This window comes from Thainema salinarum CENA647, assembly GCF_057732415.1.
The window spans coordinates 586,595-610,175 of the sequence record NZ_JBYJZJ010000015.1 but is presented as its reverse complement, the minus strand read 5'-3'; the positions used below and the strand labels follow the sequence as shown (position 1 = coordinate 610,175).

Annotated in this window: 18 protein-coding genes; 3 read left to right on the top strand and 15 right to left on the bottom strand. The window is 50.8% G+C overall.

Annotation, left to right across the window (positions count from 1 at the left end):
• Positions 1 to 466: 466 nt before the first annotated feature.
• Entirely contained in the window at positions 467 to 907 is a 441-nt protein-coding gene (locus AC286M_RS04445; protein WP_488203237.1) for a response regulator, read from the bottom strand.
• Positions 908 to 1,022: 115 nt separating this feature from the next.
• Here AC286M_RS04445 and AC286M_RS04440 point away from each other — a divergent pair, with 115 nt between their 5' ends.
• Positions 1,023 to 1,736, top strand: coding sequence for an AzlC family ABC transporter permease (locus tag AC286M_RS04440; protein ID WP_488203236.1), 714 nt, complete (start codon positions 1,023 to 1,025; stop codon positions 1,734 to 1,736).
• On the opposite strand, the gene AC286M_RS04435 is transcribed toward AC286M_RS04440, so the two are convergent.
• The 13 genes from AC286M_RS04435 to AC286M_RS04375 all read right to left on the bottom strand — a co-directional run bounded on the left by AC286M_RS04435 (position 1,733) and on the right by AC286M_RS04375 (position 21,378).
• Complete coding sequence (locus AC286M_RS04435; protein ID WP_488203235.1) at positions 1,733 to 2,839, bottom strand: hypothetical protein; 1,107 nt, start codon at positions 2,837 to 2,839, stop codon at positions 1,733 to 1,735. The two genes, AC286M_RS04440 and AC286M_RS04435, sit on opposite strands and share 4 nt — an antisense overlap.
• Positions 2,840 to 2,886: 47 nt before the next feature.
• Positions 2,887 to 3,252, bottom strand: coding sequence for a VOC family protein (locus AC286M_RS04430; protein ID WP_488203234.1), 366 nt, complete (start codon positions 3,250 to 3,252; stop codon positions 2,887 to 2,889).
• Between the two features lie 5 nt (positions 3,253 to 3,257).
• Positions 3,258 to 4,676 carry an aldehyde dehydrogenase family protein gene (locus AC286M_RS04425; protein WP_488203233.1) on the bottom strand — a complete coding sequence of 473 codons (1,419 nt, stop codon included), beginning with the start codon at positions 4,674 to 4,676 and terminating at the stop codon, positions 3,258 to 3,260.
• A 915-nt stretch (positions 4,677 to 5,591) separates the two neighbouring features.
• The gene (locus AC286M_RS04420) at positions 5,592 to 6,368 is read right to left on the bottom strand and encodes a TIGR04290 family methyltransferase (RefSeq protein WP_488203232.1); all 777 of its coding nucleotides are present in this window, start codon (positions 6,366 to 6,368) and stop codon (positions 5,592 to 5,594) included.
• A 145-nt stretch (positions 6,369 to 6,513) separates the two neighbouring features.
• Complete coding sequence (locus AC286M_RS04415) at positions 6,514 to 7,620, bottom strand: CgeB family protein (protein WP_488203231.1); 1,107 nt, start codon at positions 7,618 to 7,620, stop codon at positions 6,514 to 6,516.
• Positions 7,621 to 7,744: 124 nt separating this feature from the next.
• Entirely contained in the window at positions 7,745 to 8,854 is a 1,110-nt protein-coding gene (locus AC286M_RS04410; protein ID WP_488203230.1) for a CgeB family protein, read from the bottom strand.
• 35 nt (positions 8,855 to 8,889) lie between these two features.
• Positions 8,890 to 10,008 (bottom strand): CgeB family protein, encoded by a 1,119-nt coding sequence (locus AC286M_RS04405; RefSeq protein ID WP_488203229.1) that lies wholly within the window; start codon positions 10,006 to 10,008, stop codon positions 8,890 to 8,892.
• A 149-nt stretch (positions 10,009 to 10,157) separates the two neighbouring features.
• Positions 10,158 to 11,381, bottom strand: coding sequence for a glycosyltransferase family 4 protein (locus AC286M_RS04400; RefSeq protein ID WP_488203228.1), 1,224 nt, complete (start codon positions 11,379 to 11,381; stop codon positions 10,158 to 10,160).
• Between the two features lie 95 nt (positions 11,382 to 11,476).
• Positions 11,477 to 12,760, bottom strand: a complete 1,284-nt coding sequence (locus AC286M_RS04395; RefSeq protein ID WP_488203227.1) for a TIGR04295 family B12-binding domain-containing radical SAM protein — start codon at positions 12,758 to 12,760, stop codon at positions 11,477 to 11,479.
• Positions 12,761 to 12,794: 34 nt separating this feature from the next.
• Positions 12,795 to 14,804 carry a GDP-mannose 4,6-dehydratase gene (locus AC286M_RS04390; RefSeq protein WP_488203226.1) on the bottom strand — a complete coding sequence of 670 codons (2,010 nt, stop codon included), beginning with the start codon at positions 14,802 to 14,804 and terminating at the stop codon, positions 12,795 to 12,797.
• Positions 14,801 to 15,919 (bottom strand): NAD-dependent epimerase/dehydratase family protein, encoded by a 1,119-nt coding sequence (locus tag AC286M_RS04385; RefSeq protein WP_488203225.1) that lies wholly within the window; start codon positions 15,917 to 15,919, stop codon positions 14,801 to 14,803. The genes AC286M_RS04390 and AC286M_RS04385 overlap by 4 nt, the downstream gene beginning before the upstream one ends.
• A 701-nt stretch (positions 15,920 to 16,620) precedes the next feature.
• A complete protein-coding gene (locus tag AC286M_RS04380) occupies positions 16,621 to 19,743 on the bottom strand; it encodes an efflux RND transporter permease subunit (RefSeq protein WP_488203224.1) in 3,123 nt (1,040 codons plus the stop codon).
• Between the two features lie 180 nt (positions 19,744 to 19,923).
• Positions 19,924 to 21,378: an efflux RND transporter periplasmic adaptor subunit gene (locus AC286M_RS04375; protein WP_488203223.1), complete on the bottom strand. Its 1,455-nt coding sequence runs from the start codon at positions 21,376 to 21,378 to the stop codon at positions 19,924 to 19,926.
• 165 nt (positions 21,379 to 21,543) lie between these two features.
• Here AC286M_RS04375 and AC286M_RS04370 point away from each other — a divergent pair, with 165 nt between their 5' ends.
• Together AC286M_RS04370 and AC286M_RS04365 are read left to right on the top strand one after the other, a co-directional pair.
• On the top strand, positions 21,544 to 22,077 hold the full coding sequence (locus AC286M_RS04370) for a PadR family transcriptional regulator (protein ID WP_488203222.1): 534 nt from the start codon (positions 21,544 to 21,546) through the stop codon (positions 22,075 to 22,077).
• Between the two features lie 166 nt (positions 22,078 to 22,243).
• A complete protein-coding gene (locus AC286M_RS04365) occupies positions 22,244 to 22,720 on the top strand; it encodes a peptidoglycan-binding domain-containing protein (protein ID WP_488203221.1) in 477 nt (158 codons plus the stop codon).
• Between the two features lie 198 nt (positions 22,721 to 22,918).
• Here AC286M_RS04365 and AC286M_RS04360 read toward each other — a convergent pair whose 3' ends face one another.
• The gene (locus AC286M_RS04360) at positions 22,919 to 23,485 is read right to left on the bottom strand and encodes an NUDIX hydrolase (RefSeq protein WP_488203220.1); all 567 of its coding nucleotides are present in this window, start codon (positions 23,483 to 23,485) and stop codon (positions 22,919 to 22,921) included.
• Between the last annotated feature and the right edge of the window lie 96 nt (positions 23,486 to 23,581).

The window sequence follows — 23,581 nt, the reverse complement described above, 5'->3', positions numbered from 1 at the left end:
TTTTCATGAGGCTGATGAGTCCGACAGATGAGTAGAAATACTTGATCAGTAGGCAGCTTTTTTGAGGGTGTTTGGTAATGGATGATGCGATCGCAAATCCAGCATTAAGATATTCACGCTGGGGTGCTTACTTTTAATTCAACTAATTCAACCAAGCTTAGATCTGTCGTGTGAACTTCTGTCATGGGAACTGTTGTGCTTTGAATTACGTTCGCCTACTGATGCCAAAGAAACTTGTACCAATAGCGACTTGGGCTATCACCACAGGCCACACACTTGCAGCATAGCGTGGATGATTTTTAAACCACCAAGGGAAATCTTAAATCAATTCTAAGTTTTGATTAGCCACGAATTTTGGTCATTTTCTTAGCAGTAAATCCCTAGAAAAAGCTGCGTAAATTTTAGTTTCGAGCGCAAAGTTTAAACAACAACACAAAAGTTATACCTAACGAGAGCAGCACTTCCTTCACTCCACTGGCAATGTCACAATTTCCAGCCAAAAATCCTCAATCCGTTTGACAATTTGAGATAGCTGCTCCAAGTCAGACGACTTCACCACGTAGCAGTTACCTTGGTGGGTGTAACTGTACAAAATGTCAGCATCGCTGTCGGATACCGTGAATACAATCGTGGGAATTCGCTTTAGGCTGCTGTCGGTCTTAATGTCAGCCAAAATTTCTCTACCATTCCGTCCCGGCAGATTGAGATCCAGCAGGATTAAATCAGGATGAGCGGCTTCACTGTATGGGTCACGACGATGTAAGAAATCTAAAGCACGATCGCCATCGCCAATCGTTTCTAGATGGTAAGGTTTGCCGCTGCTGCACAGGGATCGCTGGATAGTATCAACATGCTCAGGATTATGATCTAGTACCAAAATGAAGCGGTTTGTTCTACCAGTCTGCATGGGCTGACTCTGTCTCCAACTGCTAGGCTATGACAGTCATAGCGGATTGCGGCTGCAAATCTTAAAAATCTGCTAAAAATTCTTAGGTTTGAGCGAGGAATATTCACATCCCACAATGCCCCACGTATCTACGCCTAGAACTGAATTTTTTGCTGGTGCGCGCGGAATTGTGCCGCTGGTGGTTGGTGCGATTCCGTTTGGTATCATTTTTGGTACACTGGCGCAGAGCGGTGGATTACCGTTTAGTGCGACAGTTGGCATGTCGGCCTTTGTGTTTGCTGGATCGGCTCAGTTTATCGCATTGGGGTTGTTAGCAGCAGGTAGCAGCCTGCCGTTGATTGTGCTAACAACCTTTGTCGTCAACTTGCGTCATTTGCTGTATGCCGCCAGTCTAGTGCCCCACGTGCGCCATCTGCCGCAGCACTGGAAGGTGCCGATTGGCTTTTGGCTAACCGATGAAGCCTTTATGGTGACGATTCGTCGCTATGAGCAGCCGGATCAGAGTCCCTATAAGCACTGGTACTACATTGGGGCGGCGTTAACCATGTATAGTAGCTGGCAGCTTTGCACCTGGATTGGACTGACTGCCGGACGGTTGGTGCCCAATTTGGCCAATTTGGGACTGGATTTCGCGATGGTTGCTACGTTTATTGGTATGGTTGTACCTTATGTGCGCACGCGACCAATGGCGGCAACAGTGGTGACAGCAGGAGTCGTTTCGCTACTCAGTTACGGTTTGCCCCATCAGTTAGGGCTCATCGTAGCTGCGATCGCAGGTGTGGCGGCGGGAGTGATCACAACTGCGATCGCACCTGCCCAAAAGCGTTAGGTCTGCTCTAGCTCCAGTTTCTCAATCCGCCATGCCACTTGAATGCCAATTTTACCGGCCTTGATAAACCGCCAGTTCCCTCGGTCGAAGTGATCTTCCTTGGCCGAACACTTCGGTTTTACCTGAATCAGCTGCTCGACTTCCTCTGTCGTTAACACCCAGCCCGCTTGGCACGCCTGCTCTAATGCTTCTAAATGCCAGAGTGGTCGTGGTGGCGGTGGTGGTGACGGTGGATGAGTGGCCAATCGCTCAGTCAGCTCCGTCAGAGCAGTTGCGATCGCAGCTAGATGCTGATTCAATTCTTGTAGAACTCGCTCAGCCAGTTCTGGCGTCGATGATACAGCCGTAGAGTTTGCCAACGTCGCTGGGGCCGCAACAGCCGCACTGGCAGCGGTCTCACTTGGAGTTCCTTCTGAAGACGAGTCCGATTCTGCCCACGGATCAGGAATTGTCGGATCAACAACCGGTGGAGCTGATTGAGCCGCAGTTGGTGATTTCTGAGCGTCCTGCGGGGTGGTTGGCGCTTTGCTGGTGGGTTGCCGCGTAGAGGATGGCTTAGATTGTTTGTAGCTTGCCGGTTCTCCTTTAGCGCGTGGCTCGGTCGCCTCGGCACTGAGCGGCTGTGACTGAAAGCCGTGCTGCTGCAGCCACAGCTTGCGCATTTCTTCAGATAGATTAGTCAGGTAAATCCCTGCATCACGATTGCCCTGCGCGGCTAGTTGGGCTCCAATCTGCCGCATCATGTTGAACAATCCTGGCCCAATCAGGTCTTGATTGGCCGCAATCAACTGCTGCTGTTCTTTCGGCGAAGCGCCCAGGAGCAATTGAATAAAGTCTAGATAAGCCTTTGACTTTTCCTCCCGTGGCGGAGCAGTCGTTTGGGTCAGAATATGATGCAGCTGTCCGGCCCAGTTGTGCAGAAACGTGGCGCGCTGCATGTCACCTTCTTGAGCGAGGGACGTGGCTACCTGCTCCATCGTTTGCACAAAACCAGCGTCAACTAAATCTTCATGCTGCCGCAATCGAATCCACTCTTCCCCACTGGGACAGCTCAGTAGCTCTTGAATAAGCTCAAGATAAGCCTTGAGGCGTCGTTGTTGCATAGGGCATTGATCATCTCAGCTCAAAGATGATAGCGCTATTTATCCATTCAGACATTCAGATCTTGACCGATCATAATTCGATGACCGTCTGCTGTACGTAGACCGAATTCTCGCATACCCCAAGGCTCATCTCGTAACGATTTGATCAACTCTGCCCCATTGGCCACGACGTGCTGATAATAGGCATCGATATCGTCAACCACAAAGTAGGCAAAGTAAGAGTGATCGCCTAGATCCCTAGCAGGAATTGCATCGGGGCAATGTCCAGCCATAATCCGACAGCTATCCCGCACAAACATGAGCCAGCCCGGATCCCCCATTTCATGCACTGTAAATCCTAAAACATCTCGATAGAATTTAGCAGAGGTAGCTAAATCGGGCACGGCCAGAACATATAAAGTGCGCTGAATCATCACGTTTAGGGTTTACACAAGTGCCAAGCTCGCGGTTGTACAAATGCTTCTAGGCCAATATGCGACAGGGTCGCTCCGAGCCCGGACTGCTTGCGTCCCGTCGAAGGTAAATAGGGGCTCACGCGATCGCAACAGTTCCAGTACACCGTTCCGCTATTGATCTGGCGCAGTAGCTGAACAGCCCGCTCACGGCTCTGGGTATAAACCGCTGCTGTGAGGCCATAGTCACTATCGTTCATTTTTGCGATCGCATCGGCATCATCTTTAACTTCTTGAATGCCAATGACTGGACCGAAGGTTTCATCCCGCATCACAGCCATGCGGTGATCTACATTTACCAGCACCGTAGGTTCAAAGTACCAGCCCGTCTTCTCAGCCCGATAGCCACCGCAGAGGGGAAACGCGCCTTTCATCAGAGCGTCTTCGACCTGTTGTTCGAGTGCGACCAAGTGGGATTGACGGCTGACGGGGCCAAGGTAGGTATCGGGTTCAGCAGGATTGCCAAATTTGAACGCTTCAACCGTTTGCAAAAACTCATCGACAAACTGGTCATAGATCAAGGTATGCACATAAATGCGCTCAATTGAGCAGCGTTGACCACTGTTGCAGAAAACACCCTCGGCTAAGCTAGTTGCCACTTTGGTCAGATCGACATCTTCGCAAACGTAGGCTGGATCTTTGCCGCCGAGCTGGAGCTGCACCTTGATTAACCGCTCCGCTGCCGTAGTAGCCACCTTTTTGCCCGTTGCGTAGGAACCTGCAAAGAAAATGCCGTCTAGTGGCTGCTGTACCAGAGCTGTACCGGCTTCATCTGCGCCGATGACAGGAATAAACACAGCTTTGGGAACCCCGGCTTCATACAGTAAATCTGCGATCGCAAGCCCGGTTAATGTGGCTGATTCAGACGGTTTGTATAGTACCGCATTACCCGTCAGCAAGGCAGGCACAAACACGTTCGCACCAGCTAAGTAGGGATGGCTCCAGGTCGAAATATTGGCGACCACGCCCAATGGATCGTAAGTTAGCACTTCTTCCAAATCGGCCAAACCCGGAAACGCTAGCGGATCGGGAGCTTGGCGCAGTAGCTTGGGCTCCATTAGCTGATGCACATTAGCTAGAAAAAAATCGATGCACTGAGCCGCTAATCGAACTTCATTTTTCGCCTGGGTGATGGGTTTTCCCGTCTCTGAGGTTAATAGACGAGCTAGAAAACCCACCTCCTGCATCAGCAGCTCCTGGAACGTCCGCAGAATCCGAATGCGATCATTGAGCGAACGAGCAGCCCATTCAGGTTGGGCACTGCGGGCCTGCTGATAATACTGATCAATGGCTAAATCGTCAGCGGTAGGAATTTCTTGCAGTAATTCTTCAGTCGCAGGATTGATTACACGCAGTGGTGAAGTAGCTAAGTTAGTATGCAACATATTCAAATCAGTATGCATGGTGAGACCTATAAATTAATTCTGGTAGAAAATATCGTCTTTCAATATGAGACTGAATCTACAGATTTATCAGCATACTTGGCGTATCTTGCGGCGCTGAATGTAGGCATTCTTTCATATTGAGACTGATGTGACAACTTGGCAATTTATTTTCAGCTAATTCGCCATTGATTTACTCCTAATTATCTCTAACCCCAAAATCTATGCCGTTAAAAACGGAACTGCACCTCTCGTATCCCCATACTGCTGCTGAATTTCATCAACCTTGCGACTCCTCAGGGATCAAGCCTTGAGGCCAGCTAATTCCTTGCTTCAAAGATTAATGAAGAGTATGCAAGCTATTTCTTTTAGAGTAGAATTATGCTCATGAATCTCCTTCACAAAAGCATTAATATTTTGCGTCTCAAGCAGCCAGTCATGACCAGCAAAAACGAACATTTTCTCTATCCAGCCTCTAAGTATAGAAAGGCGAAATAGCAATACTCTAAGAGGAATATAAGGAAGATATAAAAAGAGAGTCTGATGTTTTAAGACAGTATCAGACTCTCTTTTGGTATTACATTGCATCTATAAATTTTTCTCTTGCGCAGTATAAATCGAAACTCCGGTAGAGCTATTTGGCTGCTGTATTACCGCAGTAACATGACCTTTTTAGGTTTGAGTTCAAGGGATAAAGTAAACAAAAAATATCATCTTTATAAAAAATATGGGGTGAGTAAGATGTGCGATCGCATTGCAAAATTGCTGGGGTGGCTGTTGGTTGCGCCATTCTGACATCTACCCAACTGCTTGGGCTGAGGTAGTCCGGGTGATGTTTCTACACCTCAATGATGTTTATGAAATTTTCCTGTAAAAGATGAAAGGTGCGGTGGGTTGGCATGAGTGGCTAGGTTAGCTCTAACAAGCACTATTATTTGTCCCGGACGCGGCCAGAAACTCATCGCGGTTCCAGGTGGTCATTGCTGATGGTTGCGCTCCATCCGGTGAGCAGAGGTACATCTCATGTCCCGGATAAGCCACAATATGCAGTCCCGCTGAGCGGAGCATCGCTTCCACCCCAGTATGATTGGGTGCCCACCAGTTGGTTGGATCACCTGCAAACTCTCGCTCAATAAACGCCATCTTTGGCCAGCCCGACTGGCTCATCACCTCGCGATTGTGGAAGCCTAAACCATTTGCCTGGGGATGCACCGCATTATCCGTCATCGTCAGCGTTTGAAACACCAACAGCTGATCGGTCTTTTGCGCCACAATATCTAGCCCCAGCAGCGGATAGCGGAGATGATAAAACACTCCCATAAACAGCACCAAATCAAAGGTTTCATCCAGCCGCGCCAGATCATACACCTGCATCTGGCGAAACTCCACCTGCTTCTGGAGCTGAAACTGCTGCACTGCCCAGTTGGCCTGAGCCAAATAATGCTCGTCCACATCAATGCCCAGCACCGTTGCGCCCCGTCGCGCCAGCTCAAAGCTGTAGAATCCGGCATTACAGCCAATATCTAGCACTCGCCAACCCGTTAAATCCTCTGGCAAATGGGGAGCTAACTGCTGCCACTTAAACCGAGGAAAATCGCCCAGAACATGATCCGGAGCCGTCTGCCGACCATCCGGCAAATGCAAATTGTGAAACCACGGTGCGAGAGTTGCGATCGCATTATCGTGAGCAGTCATGTAATGACTCATGCTTAAACTGATTGAATTCAACGTTTGTTATGTAATATCAAGTCTGTGTATAAGAACCCAATTTATTTTTTGTGAAACGTTTGCTCCGCAAACGTTTCACAAAAAATAAATTGGTTTTCAACTAGGCTGGATATCAAACACACTGAGCTTTGGCCGTTCTCGATAAGGCCGCCTGCAAATACTCTTCCAGCTCCGCCGCTCGGTGAGCCGCTGTATGAGCGGACAGCACTCGCTGACGTGCCCGCTGCCCCATTTGCTGCCACACATCGCGCGGCACATCACGCAGATAGTACAGTACATCTTGGGTTGAGCGGGCTACCAAAATGTCTGTACCGATATCAAATACGGTGCCCAACCCCATCCAGTAATCACTGATAATCGGTGTACCACAGGCCGCCGCTTCAAACAGCCGCACGCTGGGAGAATAGCCTACCCGAATCATATCGGCCCGCGTTAAGTTTAACGTGAATCGCTGAGCGATGTAGAACTGGCGATGCTGAGCAGGCGGCAAATGCTCAATCCGCTGCACCGTACCGGGCCAGTCAATCTCCGCCGGATACTGCGGCCCTGCCACAACCATATGTCCCTCTGGCCACTGGCGGGCAGGCTCCAGCAGCAATCGCTCCAAACCTGGCTGACGGTCTGGGCTGTAGGTGCCCATATAGCCCAAATCCCACTCATAGGTCTGATCCGCTAGCGAATCCGAATCGGGATAGTACAGCTCTGGATCAACCGAGCAGTAAAGCGCCCGCGCTTGGGGCGAACCATACTGCTGCTCAAGCTGGCGCAGAATCGGCCCACCCGAAAACGACAAATAGAGATCGTACTGAGCAATCAAATGGGGCGCTAAGTATTCCGTATCGCCCCGCGCCAGCTTCGCCAGCGTCACCGGCGTATCGATGTCGTAGAACGCTGTCACGCCCTGCGCCGTCTGCTGCACCCAGTCTCCTACGGCCACTCCATCCGGCACGTAGGAACCGACAATCACCACATCTGCATTCCTCACCCGCGCCGCATGACTGTCGCGCAGATCGTCTAAATCCTGGTACAGATACGTTTCACCATAGGGAGGATCGGGCAAATCGCGGTTGCTGGCATACCAAGGCACATCTCGCTCCAAAAATGCGATCGCATGACCGCGACGGCTCAGCTCTCGCACCAGCCCTCGATAGGTGGTAGCGTGGCCGTTGCCCCAGGAGGAGGTGATTGATAGTCCGAGGATAATGATATTGAGGGTCATAGTAGATACCTCGATGGCAGTGTGGGATTGAAAACCCGTAATTTATTTTTATGAAACGTTTGCGGAGCAAGCGTTTCACAAAAATAAATTGGGTTCTTACACATAGACTTGATATCAACGGGAGCTAAATATTGGGGGCAGTAATAGAGAGATTGCTGGGGGTGGCATCTAGGACGGCTGCAAGTTGGGCAGCGCGGTGAGTGTAGGTATGTTCGGCTAAAACACGCTGGCGGGCAGCTTGACCAATGCGTTGAGCTTGTTCAGCCGTTAGCGATCGCAGTTTTTCTGCTACGTCGGCACCATTTTGCACGACTAGTACTTCTTGATCGGGTTCTAGAAATAGCTTCAGTCCTTGCCAGTCATCGGTCAGCAAGCAGGCTCCTGCTCCCGCTGCTTCGAACACACGGGTGGCGGGCGAGAATCCATAGCGGGCCATGCTTTCGCGGCTGATATTCAAGACCGCTCGGGGCGTGCAGTTGAAGGCATTGTGGTCAGTGGTGTAGACATGGCCGAGATAGCGCACGTTGGCGGGCATTGGCTTATCGGCCCAGCCGTTGCCACCCAGCAAAAACTGCTGATCAGGTAGCTGGGCGGCGGCTTCTAGAAAGAACTGCTCGACCCGCTGCTCCCGATCGGGTAAGCGATTACCCAGGAAAGCTAGGTCGGCAGCAAAGGCCGGATTAGCAGGCACTGGATGATGGGTCGTCGGATCGAGGGCGTTATAGATCGGTACGCAGCGACGTGCGCCTAAGGCCGTATAAGCCTGCACAACCGGATCACCGCCGCCATAGGTCAGAACTAAATCATATTTTGGCAAGTGCGATCGCAGTGGATCAGTCGGATCGCGCTGGAGCTGATCCAACGTAGCAGGCGCATCCACATCCCAAAATGCCACGAGCGTCGTTGGGCTTTGCAGCGACAGCACAGCCGCTTCCAGCCAGGCATCAAACACCCCGATACCGCTGGCTTTCACGACCAGATCGGCACCTTTAGCTTGCTCCAGCATCCGAGCAACGGCTTCCTCCGTGGCGGGATACACGACCACCTTAGCCCAGTCCGGATCAGACATATCGCGATGCTGCTGCCGCTCGTAGGCATCCGGCTCATAAAAGGTGACGTGATGACCCAGATCGCTCAGCGCACGAATGATCCCGCGATAATAGGTCGCCGCCCCATTCCAATAAGCGGAGACTAAGCTAGAGCCGAAAAAAGCAATGTTTAAACCAGTTTTCATAACTAGAACCGTTCAATTCACCGTCTATCTGATCATCAGCTTGTAGCTTGCGCTGGTAATGCCTCTGCCGTTAATGCTTCGTAGATCGCCAGCAGCTCATCTACTCGATGCCCGCAGGTGTGGCGTTCCAGAATGGTTTGCCGTCCCCGATCGGCCAATGCTTGAGCGAATTCGGCATCAGCTAGAACACAACGCAAATGAGCTTTCATTTCCTCGCCATTGTGAGCCACCAAGAAATCACGCCCTGGTTCAAACAGATCTTCCAGATCATCCCAAGGAGCCGAAACGAGCGGAACACCGCAGGCTAGAGCCTCAAACACCCGAATTGTCGGGATTCCCGGCAGAATAGAAGCATAGTAGCGACGGGGTACATGCACAGTCACTTTAAACTGACTGAAAACCGTAGGTACCTGATAGTTCGGTAGCCAGCCCGCATACTCGATCCCACATTCTGACAGGGCTTGACGAGCTGTATCAGGGTAGCGAACACCGTAGATTCGAGCCTTGAGCTGAAGATCCTGCACCGGACGCAGTAAGAACTCATGCAGCTCAGCAGTGCGCTCATCATCACCCCAGTTGCCAATCCAAACCAAATCCCCAGTCGTTTCCGCAACCTCTATCGGCTGGAAGTGGCGAATATCTGCCGCTTCGTGCCATGTCCAAGCCCGCTTTGCCCAACCGTTTTGCAGATACAAATCTCGAATAACACACCCAAACGCGAGCACACCGTCATAATGACGCAGATCATAGGCCGCCATTGCCTTCGGATCGCTCACTGAGCGGTGGTGGGTATCGTGGAACAGCAGTCGATAGCGGGGATGGCGCTGATGATGCTGACCAACTTGCTGCACCAGTTGCGGATCGTTCCACTCATGTACCAGTACCAGATCAGCATCGGCTAATACCGTGTCCAAATCCAGTGTTTCCAGGCTGTACAGCGTACTTTTGAGCGTCGGGTAGGCTGCTTGAAAATCTGCGATCGCAGTTTCTCCCTGCTCCGCCAGCAAACTCTGTAAGCTCCAGCCTTGAGCAGGTTCATACACCTGCACATCATGCCCCCGCTCCAGTAGCTCCGTCACAACTCCCCTCAAAAAGTGAGCATTACCGTGGTTCCAGTCTGAGATTAATGAGTGATAGAAAAGAACAATCCGCAAAATACTCCTCCTAATTTAAGCTGTTGATGTATGACCCCGCTCCTTGCCCCCTCCCACTCGGCTACTGTTTATACACATCCTAAATAGTCCTTCTAAATCCCGGACTGATCCCCCTAAATCCCCCTATAGCCCTTCGGGCATGGCTTCGCCTAGAAAAAGGGGGGACTTTGAGCCAATCCCCCCTTTTCAAGGGGGGCTGGGGGGATCTCAACGCCGAAACGAAGTCTAGGAGACTTATGTATAGACAGTAGCTCCCGCTGGCAGAGGGGCTGGGAATAAGAGCTAAGCAGCGCTTGATAAACCCGCACATACTCCTCAACCATCGGCTGCGGCGTATACCGCTGTGCCCGCTGATAGGCTTTTTGCGCTAATTCTCGGCACCGAGCAGCATCCGTCATTAAGCCTTGGAGCAGCTCCCGTAATCCGTCAGCATCATCCGGAGCCACAAACAGCGCAGCATCCTGCCACAGCTCCCGCAAACTGGGAATATCGCTCAGCACTAGGGCGCACTTTGACAGTGCTGCTTCCAGAACGGCCAGCCCAAACGGCTCATAGCGAGCCGGATGCACATAAATCGCGGCACAGCTCAGCCAGGAACGGAGTTCTTCAAACGAGAGATTGCCCAACTCCTGCACGTTTAACAGCTCAATGGCAGAACCCTGGGGATGCTGCTTCTGCCCTACAACGTACACAGGCCAAGGCAAATCAGATGCGACCTGGCTCAGCAGCGATAGATTCTTAGCCTCATCCCACAAGCGGCCAATGGCGAGGGCAACATTTTGCTTCGCTCCCGGCATAAAGGGCCAGGAACTGCGCCCATTGTAAATTACTCGGTTTGGTGGCAGTGGCTTGTCGGGCGTAGCATAGTGGTTGCTCAAGGCATCCAGCATGGCTTGGGTTGGCGCAATCACATAATCTGCCTGGTGAATCCCCGCAGCAACGCGATCGCAATAGGTTTGCCAACTGGCCGGAGCGGCTTCCCCTTTGACAGCTTGCCACCAGGACATCACGCAGGAATGGCCAACAACCACAACCGGAACCGACCAAGCAAGGGCAGCATGAACGTAGCCATTGAGATGCACTACGTCCGGCTGCACCTCCTCAGCCAGAGACAGCAACCAGTCCCCCGCCCGATCAACATCAGCCCAGGGATTGTCCATCCACTCCAACTTGAACTGGCTCGTATACAGCTGCACACCCGCAATTTGCTCAAGTGCCTGCCGCTGCTCAGGACTCGGCAAGTCACCCATAGATGCGATCGCAACTTCTACACCTCGTTGGCTCAATCCTTGCGCCAATTCTAAAGTGTAAACCCACACCCCACCCATGAAATCTGTTGTCATCAACACACGTTGAGGCTGCTGATTCGTCATGCCAAGTTACCTGAGTAAAGGTGTGCAGCAAGATGTTCAGTATTCGTTCGAATCGGGTTACGCTGTTGCTAGCCCAACCTATGCGAGAGCGTAAATCAGCGGGTTGCTACAGACTCTAGTTCCTGTAGTGGCAAAGGTTGCGCGTCTTGAATATCACTGAACTCAGCGTACTGTTGCAGATAGTAATCATGCGCTCGCTCCCACGCCTGCTCATCGGGAAAGCCCCATTTTTTGACGTAATCGGGTGAACCGGGATAGGGAAACAGCGGCACAGGCTTGTTTGCCCACACACCATGTTGCTGCAAATGCTGTCGCCACTGTGCGATCGCAACTGTATCATCTACTTCTGACTGCAAGAGATTGGCTTGGACAAAGGGGATATGCTGCTTAGCAAAGATCAGCCGCTCTGACAGCTCATCTGTAGACAAACGACAGTTCTTGTCAAGCTGCTGTCGCCCTTCAGGTGTAATGCTTTCAACGCCTGCTTCAACCGACACACAGCCCGCCTGACCCAGCAATTCCAAAAGCTTGAAATTCCATAGATCAATTCGGGTCTGAATACCGAAGATCACATCACGCTCAACCAGTGCCTGGAGGAGTTCCCGCCGAGGCAAAAAGATTTCATCGACAAAATAGACATACTCGATCCCTTGAGCAATCAAGCCGTCTAGCTCTTCTAGAATTACCGACAAAGGCCGCTGACGGTAGCCATTACGGAAGTTATCCTTTGCACAAAACGAGCAGTGGTAAGGACAGCCACGAGAGGCTTCCATCTCGGCTCCAGGGCCGTCAGGAGCGGCCTCAAACCGATGATGATGGTGATGATGTCGCTGGACAGTTTGCTCCGGCCAGTGCAGCGCGGGCAGTTTATCCATATCAGTTGTGTGAGGGCCGCCTTGAATCCGAATCTCTTCGCCATCGCGATAGCCAATCGAAGAAATCTCCGACCAATCCTGATCGGCCAACTGCGGCAGGATGTCTTCGCACTCGCCTAGGACTACAGCATCCACGCCCAGTTTCCGCAACGTACTGCGGGGAGTGGTTGAAGCATGGGGACCAACCGCAATCCAGCACGTCTCAATCTCTAAATCCCGCAGCACCATGAGCGGAATCCTCAGTTCTGGCGGCGCACAGCGCCAGAACAAATAGCTGGGTGCCGTCGTAATCACCGCAAAGTCAGGCTGAAACTGACTGAGCTGAGTTTGAATGTCACGGATGGAAAGATTATCTAACTGGCCATCAATCAGCAGTACTTGATGACCCGCTTGCTCTAGCAAAGCCTTGGCATAGCCATATTCTAGGGGCAGATGAGGCTTCTGGCAACCAAAATAAATGCTGCCATCAAACTGCCAATTGGGATTGATTAAAGCGTATTTCATAGGACTTTCAAATAATGTCAAATAAAAGTGATGGCTATCGTGACAAAGCAACCAGTCTGTCATCACGTACCTGCTGGTGCTGCAGCCAGTCATACAACCGCGCTAAACCCTGCTTGACCGATACACGAGGTCGCCAACCGGTTGCAGATTGAAACTGACGAGTATCCGAGACGTAATAGCGCTGATCGCTCGGTCGCCAATCGTCAAACTGAACTGACACAGTGTGATGATGTAAGTCACGAATTTCGTCGAGCAGCTCTAGCAAACTGGTGGAATTGGCGGGGCCACCACCGATGTTAAATGGTTGCCCAGAGAGCTGATCGATATGGGTTTGCGCCAACTGGAAGGCGTTCACTAAATCGTCAACAAACAAAATATCGCGGACTTGTTTGCCATCGCCAAACAGTGTAATCTCCTGCTGGTTTAAAGCTTGCTTCACGAAGTGAGCCACCCAGCCTTGATCCTCAGTGCCGCACTGGTGCGGGCCATAAATGCAGCTCATCCGAAATACAACTGCCGGAATGCCGTAGCTACGTGCGTAGTCGAGGATATATTGCTCTGCTGTGCCCTTCGAGCAACCATAGGGACTGTGGAAATGGAGCGATTCCTGTTCACTGATGCCGTGAGCGCGAATCTGGGGATCAGCAGGCTGATAGCGATCGCACTTTTCGACTAGCTCAACATGCTCTAGCCCACCGTAAACCTTATTGGTTGAGGTAAACACCAGTGGCGGCGGTGTGTCCAAATGGCGCAGGGCTTCCAGCAAATTAATCGTTCCCTGCACATTGATGGCAAAATCTTCCGAGGGATGCGCCAAGCTGGTCGTTACGGCTACCTGAGCGGCTAAGTGATAGATCTCGCTGACCTGGGGGGCTAGCCACTGTAAGGTGTAGCGATCGCGCACATCGGCTAGCTTGAGCTGCACGCGATCACCATGCTTTTGCTTCAGCCAGTACCAGTTATGCTCTACGCCTGGACGAGATAGACTATCTAGCAACAGCACCGATCGCCCTTCTGACAGTAGCCGATCGGCTAGATTCGTGCCTACAAAGCCTGCTCCACCCGTGATCAATGCCGGGCGCTCGTCTACAATCCATAGCGGTCGCACTTCAGTTGTTGCTATCACATCATGTAAAGCCGAAATGTTGGCTTCAGCCCAAAGACGATACAGCAGCTTGGGAGTATTCTCGGCTGTGGTTAAGCCCATATGATAGTGCCGCTCGTCGGTGTGGAAGCCGTCTTGAGTCGGCAAGCTGGGATGCAAATCATGTAGCGAATACCAGTAGACCCGCTCCACAGGGGCTTGAACGGCTTTCAAAAAATACTCAATCTGGCTGCGTTCGTCATGCCGCCAAGTCGAGAAACCCGTTTCGGTGATCCAAATCTCAGCTTGGCAATTATGCTGCGCCAGTTGCGATCGCACATCTCTGACAATAGCCGACCAGTCTTCCCAGTCGAACTCCCAGGTGCCCGGAAAACCATGAATCCCAACCGCATCAATATGTTGGAGCACGCCCCGATCGCCAATAAGCTGCAACCAGTTAAGATCTACGGGAGCCATGCCGCCGAGCACTGTCTTTTTCCCACGGCGCTTCGCCCAATAGGCTGCTCCAATAACCATCTCACAAAAGTTTTTCCACGACGGATCGATCCGCCAATCCCAGTCGTTCAGGTTATTTGGCTCATTCCACAGCTCAACCCACTCAAAGTACTGGCCAAAGTCGGTGATCATCACATCGATGAAGTCGGCATAGTCCTTGAGACAGCGTGGAGGCGAAGCTGTCTTCGGTACAACCCCCAAAGATGGAGGCGTGTAATGGAAGCAGGGGAGGACTTCTACAGACTGAGCAAGACGCGGTAGCAGCCAATGATACCAGTCGCGCCCTTCTGGCGCGAGATAGTCTGCCCAGGACACTCCTGTCCGCAAATAAGTCACGCCAAGCGTCTGTAAGTCAGCTAAAAGCTGCTCTACCCGCTCATGTTCTCCCGGTCGAAACCATTCTAGAATGCCGAGTTGGGCAACGGTGTGATGTTGAGATCTCATACGGTTAACCCTCGTACTGCTAACTCTGCTCGTGCCTCATCCACGCGATCGCGCACCACCTGATCAGCCAGCCAATCAGCCAGTTCAACTAAACCATCGGTTAGCGAAATGCGCGGCTGATATCCTAAAAGCTGCTGTGCCTGAGTAATATCCGCAAAGCAATGACGAATATCACCCATGCGGTACTGACCGACTACTTCAGGCTGGATTTCCTCACAGTTCAACGCTTTTGCCATCTCATTAGCAATGCCGCGCACAGTGTATTGACGACCACTGCCGATGTTCAATACTTCGCCAGCCGCATCCGGTGTTTCCATCGCGAGACGACAGGCCCGCGCTACGTCATGCACATTCACAAAATCCCGCTGCTGATAGCCATCCTCAAAGATGAGCGGCGCATTGCCACTGAGGAAGCGAGAAGCAAAAATAGCCAATACTCCCGTATAGGGATTGGACAGCGCCTGCCGAGGGCCATAGACATTAAAGAAGCGCAGCGCCACGGTCGGAATGTTATAAGCTCGACCCAGCATCAGCCCCATCCGTTCCTGATCATACTTTGACAGGGCATACAGAGAAGACAGGGACGGAGTCTTTGTCTCCGGTGTTGGTACTGGGATCAACTCATGTCCTTCCGCATCTCGTACCTCCCAATCGTGATTTTGGAGCTGCTCTAGGCTCCGATCTAGACCTGTTTTGATTTGGCCGGAGCGAGTACGATACAAGCCCTCACCATACAGACTCATACTGGATGCAATCACCAGCTTCTCAACGGGCTTTTGCGCTAGCTCTTCCATCAGCACGGCTGTACCCAGATTATTGACGCTGGTATAGTGCGAAATTGCATACATACTCTGGCCGACACCAACCGCAGCGGCAAAGTGATAAACCACATCGACATCTGCGATCGCACGTTGCACCGTAGCGGGATCACGCACATCACCGATCATCAATTCCACCTCTGGATGTAGGTAGGACGGACGAACTCCCTCAGGAGAATGCACCTGAGGAATTAAGCTATCTAACACTCGTACCTGATAACGATGTTGCAACAGCTCATCGGCTAGATGAGAACCGATAAAACCTGCACCACCTGTAATCAAAACCTTTTTAGTCATGGGTTAGCGACCCTTACCTAAGGAGTAATAACGATCAGAAACAGTCCAAATAAAAGTTCAAACGGATATTTAATTCGTCTGAATTTATTTAAGCCAATCTGTATTTAGCATTTATGTTTATCAAAGATGAGCAAAGCTGATACATCGCAAATAAACATAAACCAAGAAGCTGTAATGATTGCCTGTTGGTTACTATTAACTACTTGGCATTCTTCATAATTTCTACTTACTCTTTGTCTAAATATCTATCAAAAACAAAATCGTTTATCTATCAGCCTTTATCATGATCCGCACAAACAATTAGGTGAAGTTCGCGTCCAACTCCCAATCTCAATCTTAAGGCAGACTAATGCATCAGTTTTTTGGGCTAACTGACTTGATTTGATATGTAAAAACGCAAGCTTTGGAGGCTTGCAGTTTCTCGAAATCAAATAAGCAACTCTACTCTGGCTTTTCTATGTTTTATTCAGTTTGACGTCATCGCAAAAATACCTGAATTCATCACTAATTTAGCTACGTTTTAGCTTTTGTTGCTACTGCTTACATTAATAACCCCTATCTGCCTGGATCATCATCCCAATGACAGATAGGGGTTATTTATCGGCGATAATTCTAATTCTCTTCAGAAATCTCTGGTCTCCACAGATATTTGTAGAGTTAATTCATCAAACATCTCGGTTACAGTGCCGCCGTTTAGATTGCTATCCTTTAGCTTCTATGACATCCGGCTGACGTAGCATACGCTGATCAGAGCTGTCTTTAATTTGCCGACTCATTCTGCGGCGCTGAAGCAGGAGATGAACAGAGGGAATATAGTACAGCGCCAGCAAGGTTGCACCACCCAAACCACCTGCGATCGCAATTGCCAGTGGCGGCCAAAACCCCGTCGAATCCATCAGCAGCGGCACAAAGCCAATAATGGTCGTAAAGGTTGTTGCCAAAACATGACGAGTTGATTTCATCACCACTTGTTCGGTGGCGTAACGGTTGCCCTGCCGCGCCAAGGGATCTTCTTGAAGGGCAGCCAGTACGACGATTGAGTCGTTGATCGCCAAGCCAATTAAGCCCAAGGTACCGAGAATTGCGGTAAAGCCAAACAGTGAGCCGAAAACCTTAAGCGCCAGTGCGGCTAAACCGACGGCTGCGATCGCAACGGAACCAATTAGCGCTGCTAAGCTAAACGAGTTGAACGACAGCACCAGCGTCGCCGTCATCAGCACTAGAAGAATGCCGACGGTAGAAAGCAAGTTACCAATTGCATTGCCCCGCGCATCAGCCTCGCCACCATACTCAATTCGATAGCCAGTCGGTAAGGAAAAATTGTGCTGCTCCAACTGCTGCTGAAAACGGTCTAGCACGGTATCCGGCAACGCTCCGGCTGTGATAAAGCCCTGCACCGTGTTAATCCGCTGACCATCACGGCGGGAAATGGTTGCTAGATCCGGCACCAAATCAACTTCTGCTAAAGCTGCCAGCGGCACGCTGCTAGACTGAGGGGTAACTAAGTCCAGTGACGCTACATTCGCTAAATTACTGCGCTGTGCATCATTCAGCCGCACCCGCACCGGAATGTCTTCTGTCCCGTCTAGAATTGAGCCACCCACTGCGCCTTCTAGGGCAAAATTAAGCTGCTGTGCGATCGCAGCATTATCTAAGCCCAGCTGCTGTGCCTGTACTTCGTCTAAGCTGAGGCTGAGCTTAGGCAGCGCTTCCGTTAAGTCTGCCTGAGTGTGAATCACATCTGGCACCTGGGCTAGCTCCATCCGTAGCTGATTGCCAATCTGACGCAGCTGATCCAGATTTGAACCGTATACCAACAGCTCAATTGGCGCATCAAACGGTGGCCCTTGCTCAAGCTGCTTGACAAGTACCTGAGCATCCGGAAATGACTGATCTAGCTCCTGCTGTAGCTCTTGAATCGTTTGCCGCAGGTGCTCCGTGGAATTCAACTGCACAAGAGCCTGGGCATAGTTGGGCGCATTTTCGCGCTCTCCAATCACGTTGTAGAAAAAGGCTGGTGCGCTTTTACCGAGGAACCAGTGTACGTCCGCGACTTCTGGATGCTGACGAATCTGGTCGCGAGCCTGGAGAATTTGTTCTTGAGTGGTTGCGATCGCGGTTTGAGTCGGTAAGACAAACTCAATTTGAAACTGATCGCGGTTCGTTGGTGGAAAGAACTGTTGCTCAAGGGTACCAAACTGGATAAAGCCCATCACGGGTAGCACCAACGCTAAACCGACGCCCAGCCAAGGTCGGCGGAAGATTAACTGTAGAGTAGAGCGGTACAGTGCGGTCAACGATGCGCTGGAGAATCCGTCGTTCAGCCAGCGCCAGCGAGTTGTAAACGGTTGCCAATAGTGCAGCCGACCGACCAGTGCTGCAATCACGGTCAGTGACAGGAAAAAGGAGCTAAGCAGCGCCAGAATTACGGTCAGACCGATGGTGCCAATGAATTCACCCACCCCTCCCGGTGAAGATGCAATCGGTACAAAGGCAAAAACAGTGGTCAGCGTTGAAGCCGCTAGCGGCACAGCTAAGTGGCGCACAGTTAAACTCACAGCCTCTCCTGGCGATAAACCTGCTCGCAGACGCACCTGTACCTCGTCTACCGTGACGATTGCATTATCAATCAGCAGCCCCAGCGCAATAATGATTCCGGTGACTGACATTTGGTGTAGCGGAATGCCAATCACATTCATGCTGCCAAACACCATCAGCGTTGTCAGCGGCAATGCCGTACCTACGATTAGCGCTGACTTCCAGCCCAACATCAGCAGCGATACTGCAATCACTAAAGCAGAACCTAGAATCAAATTGCTGACTACGCCATTTAGCCGCTGCTGCACATACTGACTTTGATCTAAAACGGTCTGTAAGCCAATGCCGTCAGAGAGAGTTTGGTTAATCTCATCCAGTACCTGTCTCGCCTGCTCAGCCCACTGGTCAACCCGCTGACCGGACTCCACGGTCGCTGACACCACCACTGCCGGATAGCCGCTGACAAACGCTAAATCAGAAGCTGGATCTTGCTGCGCCTTAGTTACGGTCGCGATATCGCCAAGCTGAGCGGTTTGCCCGTTAGTACCTGTGCGAATCGGGATCTGGCGGATGCGCTCCAGCGAGTCCAACTCGGTATCGACCTCAAGCAGCAGTTCCTGATCCGAGTTGCGGAGCTGTCCGGCAGAAACCTTGGCATCACTGGCCTGCACCTGCTGAGCTAGCTGCTGTGCAGTCAGGCCAAATCGGGACAATTCAGACGGCATAATCTGTACCTGAATCTCTTCGTCCGGTTGCCCAAACAGCTCGACTTTATCCGTACCGGGAATTGCCCGTAGCTGATCTTCAATATCTTCCGCTAAACGATTCAAAATCGTATAGTTGACGGGGGTATCTAGCTCCCAGGTTAGCCCCACAATCATGGCACTTGCTGCCACAGCGCTGTCACGATACTCTGGCTCAGTGGCTTCTGGCGGCAGCTCCGGTACAACATCATCGAGCTTACTGCGCACCTTTGACCAAACCGGATCAACCTCTCGAATCGCTTCCTTCAGTTCCACTGAAATCACTGAAATCCCAGCGCTAGACGTTGATTCAACCAGCTCAACTTCATCTAGTTCAAACAGCTTCTCTTCAATTTTCTCGGTTACTAGCGTTTCCACCCGTTCGGGACTCGCTCCCGGCAAAAATGTGGTGACGGTGGCATAGCGCTCCACAATTTGCGGATCTTCCATGCGGGGCAAGGTTAGAAAGGCCGACAGTCCCCAAACCACGATTAGTGTGAGGGTTAACAGCAGCAGTTGGCGGTTACGATAGAAAAGATTCATAGGTGTAAGGCGTATCCCGCGCCTAATCCAGGATTGTAGGGGCGTATGGCAGACGCCCTAGTGAAATACGTTTTAGTACGACCCAAATCAATTTGGTCTTGATTTTTGAGATTCAGTTTTACGGTTATTACAGTGCGTTACGGCTTCGCCTGATACCACGAATTCGTCGTCGCGTACAAGTTACGGTAAGGCTTGCACGGCTTGACCTGGAACAATGCGATGGGTGCCGCTGGTAATAATCTGATCATTGTCCTGTAGCGTACCCCGTACTAAAACGCGATCGCGGTTTGTATCGGTATGCAGCACTTCCACTGTCCGCATTGCGACGACGGGATTTTCGTGCTCTGCCAGGTCATCGAGTACATACACTGACCACAGACCGCGATCTCCCTGAACTAAAGCTGTATTGGGTACCCAAAATCCTTCTGCTGACTGCGACGTTTCGAGCAACAACTGAGCGGTTTGACCGATAGTGAAGGCATTTGAAGGCTCTAGCTGTAGCACAACCGTCACCGTGCGGCTGGTCGGATCAAGCTCCGGCAACAGCGCTGTTACAGTCGCGGGTACTGCCTGTCCGTTTACCTGTAGCGTTTGGGAACTGCCAACTGCGATCGCACTTGCTTCATCTGTCGGTACACCAATCCGAGCTTCTAAATAATCGCCTTCAACCAGCTTCAGCACGGGCTGTCCGGGACTCGCAACCACGCCTTCATCAATTAAACGCTGACTGACAACGCCGTTAAACGGAGCGGTCAACGTACTCTTGGAGCGCTGCACATCAATGGCTTGAATGCTGGCATCTAGTTGCCGTACCCGAGCGGACTGAGCAGTAAGCTGCTCCGAGCGCGTTCCTGCCAACAGTTCATCTAACTGGCTTTGAGCCTGCCGCAGTCGATTCTCTAGCGAGCCTCGATTAAAGCTTTGCTGATCCAATTCTTCCCGCGAAATCGCCCCTTCAGCATGGAGATATTCTCGCCGCGATTCCTGAAGCTGCGCTAGTTGAACCTGCTGCTCCAAGTCGGCCACTGCTGCCCGCGCTGCTGCAATCTCCTCCGTTCGTGGCCCTGCCTGGAGTTCCCGAAGCTGCGCCAGCATCTGATCCCGCTGCGCCACTAGCTGCGGTCGTTCTGTATCCAGCGATCGCATATCCAACTCCGCCAAAACCTGACCCGCTGCCACCCGTTCCCCTTCTTCCACGTAAAGCTGCGTGACGGTACCCGCTAGCTCAAACCCCAAGTCACTGGTACGTCGAGCGGTAATCTCCCCGGTGTAAGTTCGCTGCACCGTATAGCTGTTAACGGGTTCAGCCGTCATTGTTTCCACAGGTAATGCCTGGGACTGTTCAACGGCAACTGGTGTTTGACTCGTTGAGCGCGATTGTGCGATCGCACCTGCACCCAGAACCCCAACCACTAGCGGCAACAACCACAACAAGCGCCGCCGATTTTTGCGCTGCGAACTGCTTGATAAAACCGCTGACTGAGCTGGAGATTGAGCCACATTCTCCATTAACAATTCATCATCAACCAAATCTGACGTACCATCCTGACGCTCAACATCAGAATTCGAGTTGGGAGATGCAGAAGCATGGCAAAGGAAGCGCGTGAAGACCGAAGCGGGTGTCTCAGAGGTCATAGCCGTGTCCTTGAGGGAGTATTCAACAAGTTGCTATTCAATTGTTTGATATACATGTATTTTGATATACAAAAGTTTTGTATTCAACTTGTTGTATATTACGTCCACAGCTTATACTCAACTTATTGAGTATGTCAACTCAAATACGTTTTCCTGCAGGTCAAAATGGCGTTAGCGCACACGATTTTAGTAGTTCTGGTCAATGAACCTTGCAGCGGTTACGACATCAGTAAGCGCTTTGACGAGGGCGTGGGCTGTTTCTGGCAAGCCAGCCAGCAGCAGATCTATCGCGAACTCAGCAAGATGGAAGACAAAGGCTGGGTCGAATCCGAAAAAATTCCCCAGGAAGGCAAACCGGATAAGAAAATTTATTACGTCACCGACACAGGCAAACAGGAGCTGGCCAGTTGGTTTGCAGAACCCACTGAACCCACTCCCATTCGCGAGGATTTGCTGGTCAAAGTACTGTCCGGAGCCTTTATGCCACGCGATTTACTGGTTAAAGAATTGCAGTATCGTCGCCAAATGCACCTCGATCAGCTTGCATTTTATAAAGAAAAAGATGCTCTATTCAAGGCAGAAACGAATCCCTCGTTGCCTGAACAATTCCGTTATATGACCTTACGACGCGGAATCCGCTACGAAATGGCCTGGATCGACTGGTGTGATGAGGTGTTGGAATTTATTAAAACGCTGTAAAGAAACGCTGTAAATGCGATCGCATTGTTTCGTGTGGTTTTAGCTCGCTTAACTTTAGCAAAATTAGATTTTGTCTCAAAATGTAACTTATCCGGATTACTGATCAACTGCCTGAAGAGTGAAAGATGTTTTCCCTTTACTCCCGTTCAACAAGGTGATCTCTATTATGTTGACGTCTAATTCCGGTGGAATGGTTACTCGCACAATTCTGAGTCGAGGTAGCACAGGCGAAATAGTTGAGTTTCTGCAACAGCAGCTTAGTAACTTCTATCAGTTACACTTCAATGCCGATGGCGTTTTTGGGGATGAGACGGAAACACTTGTCAAGCGCTTTCAGAACGACTGCAATCTAGTTATTGATGGAATCGTTGGGGTGAAAACCTGGATCTTTATTGATGAGATTATACCGCTTGCTACCTCACTACATTCTGTTTTGCGCCTCAATAGTAGAGGTCGAGAAGTCAAGTATCTTCAGGTACGACTGAATGGTTATTTTGGGCCTGAACTGGTGATTGATGGTACATTTGGTACGAGTACTGAATTGCAGGTTAAGCGTTTCCAAACCATCAGCGGTTTAACCGTAGACGGCATTGTAGGCGCTAATACCTGGGAATATATCAACCAGCCTCATTTTGACATCTAGACGAATCTGGCGCATTGTAGATTAATATCAAATCCCTGTACAAAAAACCGATTTACTTTTTGTGAAAGGCCGACTGAGCCCGGCTTTCACAAGAAAATAAATCATTGGATTTTCAACCGGATTTTGTATAAACAACTAAAGAGGCAATTTTGCCGCGTCCGGCAAAATTGCCTCTTCGATTTTAGTGCAAGCAATTAGCTATTCAAAGCAAACTTGCTGGGAGCACCACCATTCCAATAAAACGGCTCGACATTGCAGACAAATCAGAGCTTGCCTTAACTGCTGAATACCTGTTGCATTAACCGGATAGGCTTTGAAATCCTTGCCAGATAATACGTTGGCAGTGCTAGCTAGATTCGCAACATAGCCATACAGTTTTTGATTTGAAAACGAACTATTGACGGGCCATCCCTCCGTATTGAACGGCCTGAGCTGAATAATTTCCGCCGCATCAACGGCCAACTCTCGCTTGAGAATTGCGATCGCAGTTTGCTCCCGTTGCTCCCGTGAAGATCCCTCTGGCACTCGACCACCGGGAAAATCCAGACTCGCTTGACCCATACCAGGCCGATAACTGGGCGGCGGCAACACAATGCGATCGCACTGAATTGGTAGCACAATCAACGAATCGGCCTTTTCAATCCGCCAATATTCCAGCGTTTGCCCCTGATCATCCTGCAAATGCTCCCCAATCAGCGTCATCCAGCGAGAACGCAGCTCCAGAAAGCGATCTTGGACAGGCCAGTGGGGAATGGAGTGTGACACGTTGTGAATTTTAGATTTTGGATTTTGGATTTTAGATTTTGGATTGCGAACAGCCCTTTACAACCCTCTACAGCCTTTACAGCCCTCTACAACCTT

Excerpts from the sequence above, each read along its gene's own strand:
- AC286M_RS04445 (WP_488203237.1), bottom strand. The coding sequence starts at position 907 with ATGCAGACTGGTAGAACAAACCGCTTCATTTTGGTACTAGATCATAAT.
- AC286M_RS04440 (WP_488203236.1), top strand. The coding sequence starts at position 1,023 with ATGCCCCACGTATCTACGCCTAGAACTGAATTTTTTGCTGGTGCGCGC.
- AC286M_RS04435 (WP_488203235.1), bottom strand. The coding sequence starts at position 2,839 with ATGCAACAACGACGCCTCAAGGCTTATCTTGAGCTTATTCAAGAGCTA.
- AC286M_RS04430 (WP_488203234.1), bottom strand. The coding sequence starts at position 3,252 with ATGATTCAGCGCACTTTATATGTTCTGGCCGTGCCCGATTTAGCTACC.
- AC286M_RS04425 (WP_488203233.1), bottom strand. The coding sequence starts at position 4,676 with ATGTTGCATACTAACTTAGCTACTTCACCACTGCGTGTAATCAATCCT.
- AC286M_RS04420 (WP_488203232.1), bottom strand. The coding sequence starts at position 6,368 with ATGACTGCTCACGATAATGCGATCGCAACTCTCGCACCGTGGTTTCAC.
- AC286M_RS04415 (WP_488203231.1), bottom strand. The coding sequence starts at position 7,620 with ATGACCCTCAATATCATTATCCTCGGACTATCAATCACCTCCTCCTGG.
- AC286M_RS04410 (WP_488203230.1), bottom strand. The coding sequence starts at position 8,854 with ATGAAAACTGGTTTAAACATTGCTTTTTTCGGCTCTAGCTTAGTCTCC.
- AC286M_RS04400 (WP_488203228.1), bottom strand. The coding sequence starts at position 11,381 with ATGACGAATCAGCAGCCTCAACGTGTGTTGATGACAACAGATTTCATG.
- AC286M_RS04395 (WP_488203227.1), bottom strand. The coding sequence starts at position 12,760 with ATGAAATACGCTTTAATCAATCCCAATTGGCAGTTTGATGGCAGCATT.
- AC286M_RS04390 (WP_488203226.1), bottom strand. The coding sequence starts at position 14,804 with ATGAGATCTCAACATCACACCGTTGCCCAACTCGGCATTCTAGAATGG.
- AC286M_RS04385 (WP_488203225.1), bottom strand. The coding sequence starts at position 15,919 with ATGACTAAAAAGGTTTTGATTACAGGTGGTGCAGGTTTTATCGGTTCT.
- AC286M_RS04380 (WP_488203224.1), bottom strand. The coding sequence starts at position 19,743 with ATGAATCTTTTCTATCGTAACCGCCAACTGCTGCTGTTAACCCTCACA.
- AC286M_RS04375 (WP_488203223.1), bottom strand. The coding sequence starts at position 21,378 with ATGACCTCTGAGACACCCGCTTCGGTCTTCACGCGCTTCCTTTGCCAT.
- AC286M_RS04370 (WP_488203222.1), top strand. The coding sequence starts at position 21,544 with ATGGCGTTAGCGCACACGATTTTAGTAGTTCTGGTCAATGAACCTTGC.
- AC286M_RS04365 (WP_488203221.1), top strand. The coding sequence starts at position 22,244 with ATGTTGACGTCTAATTCCGGTGGAATGGTTACTCGCACAATTCTGAGT.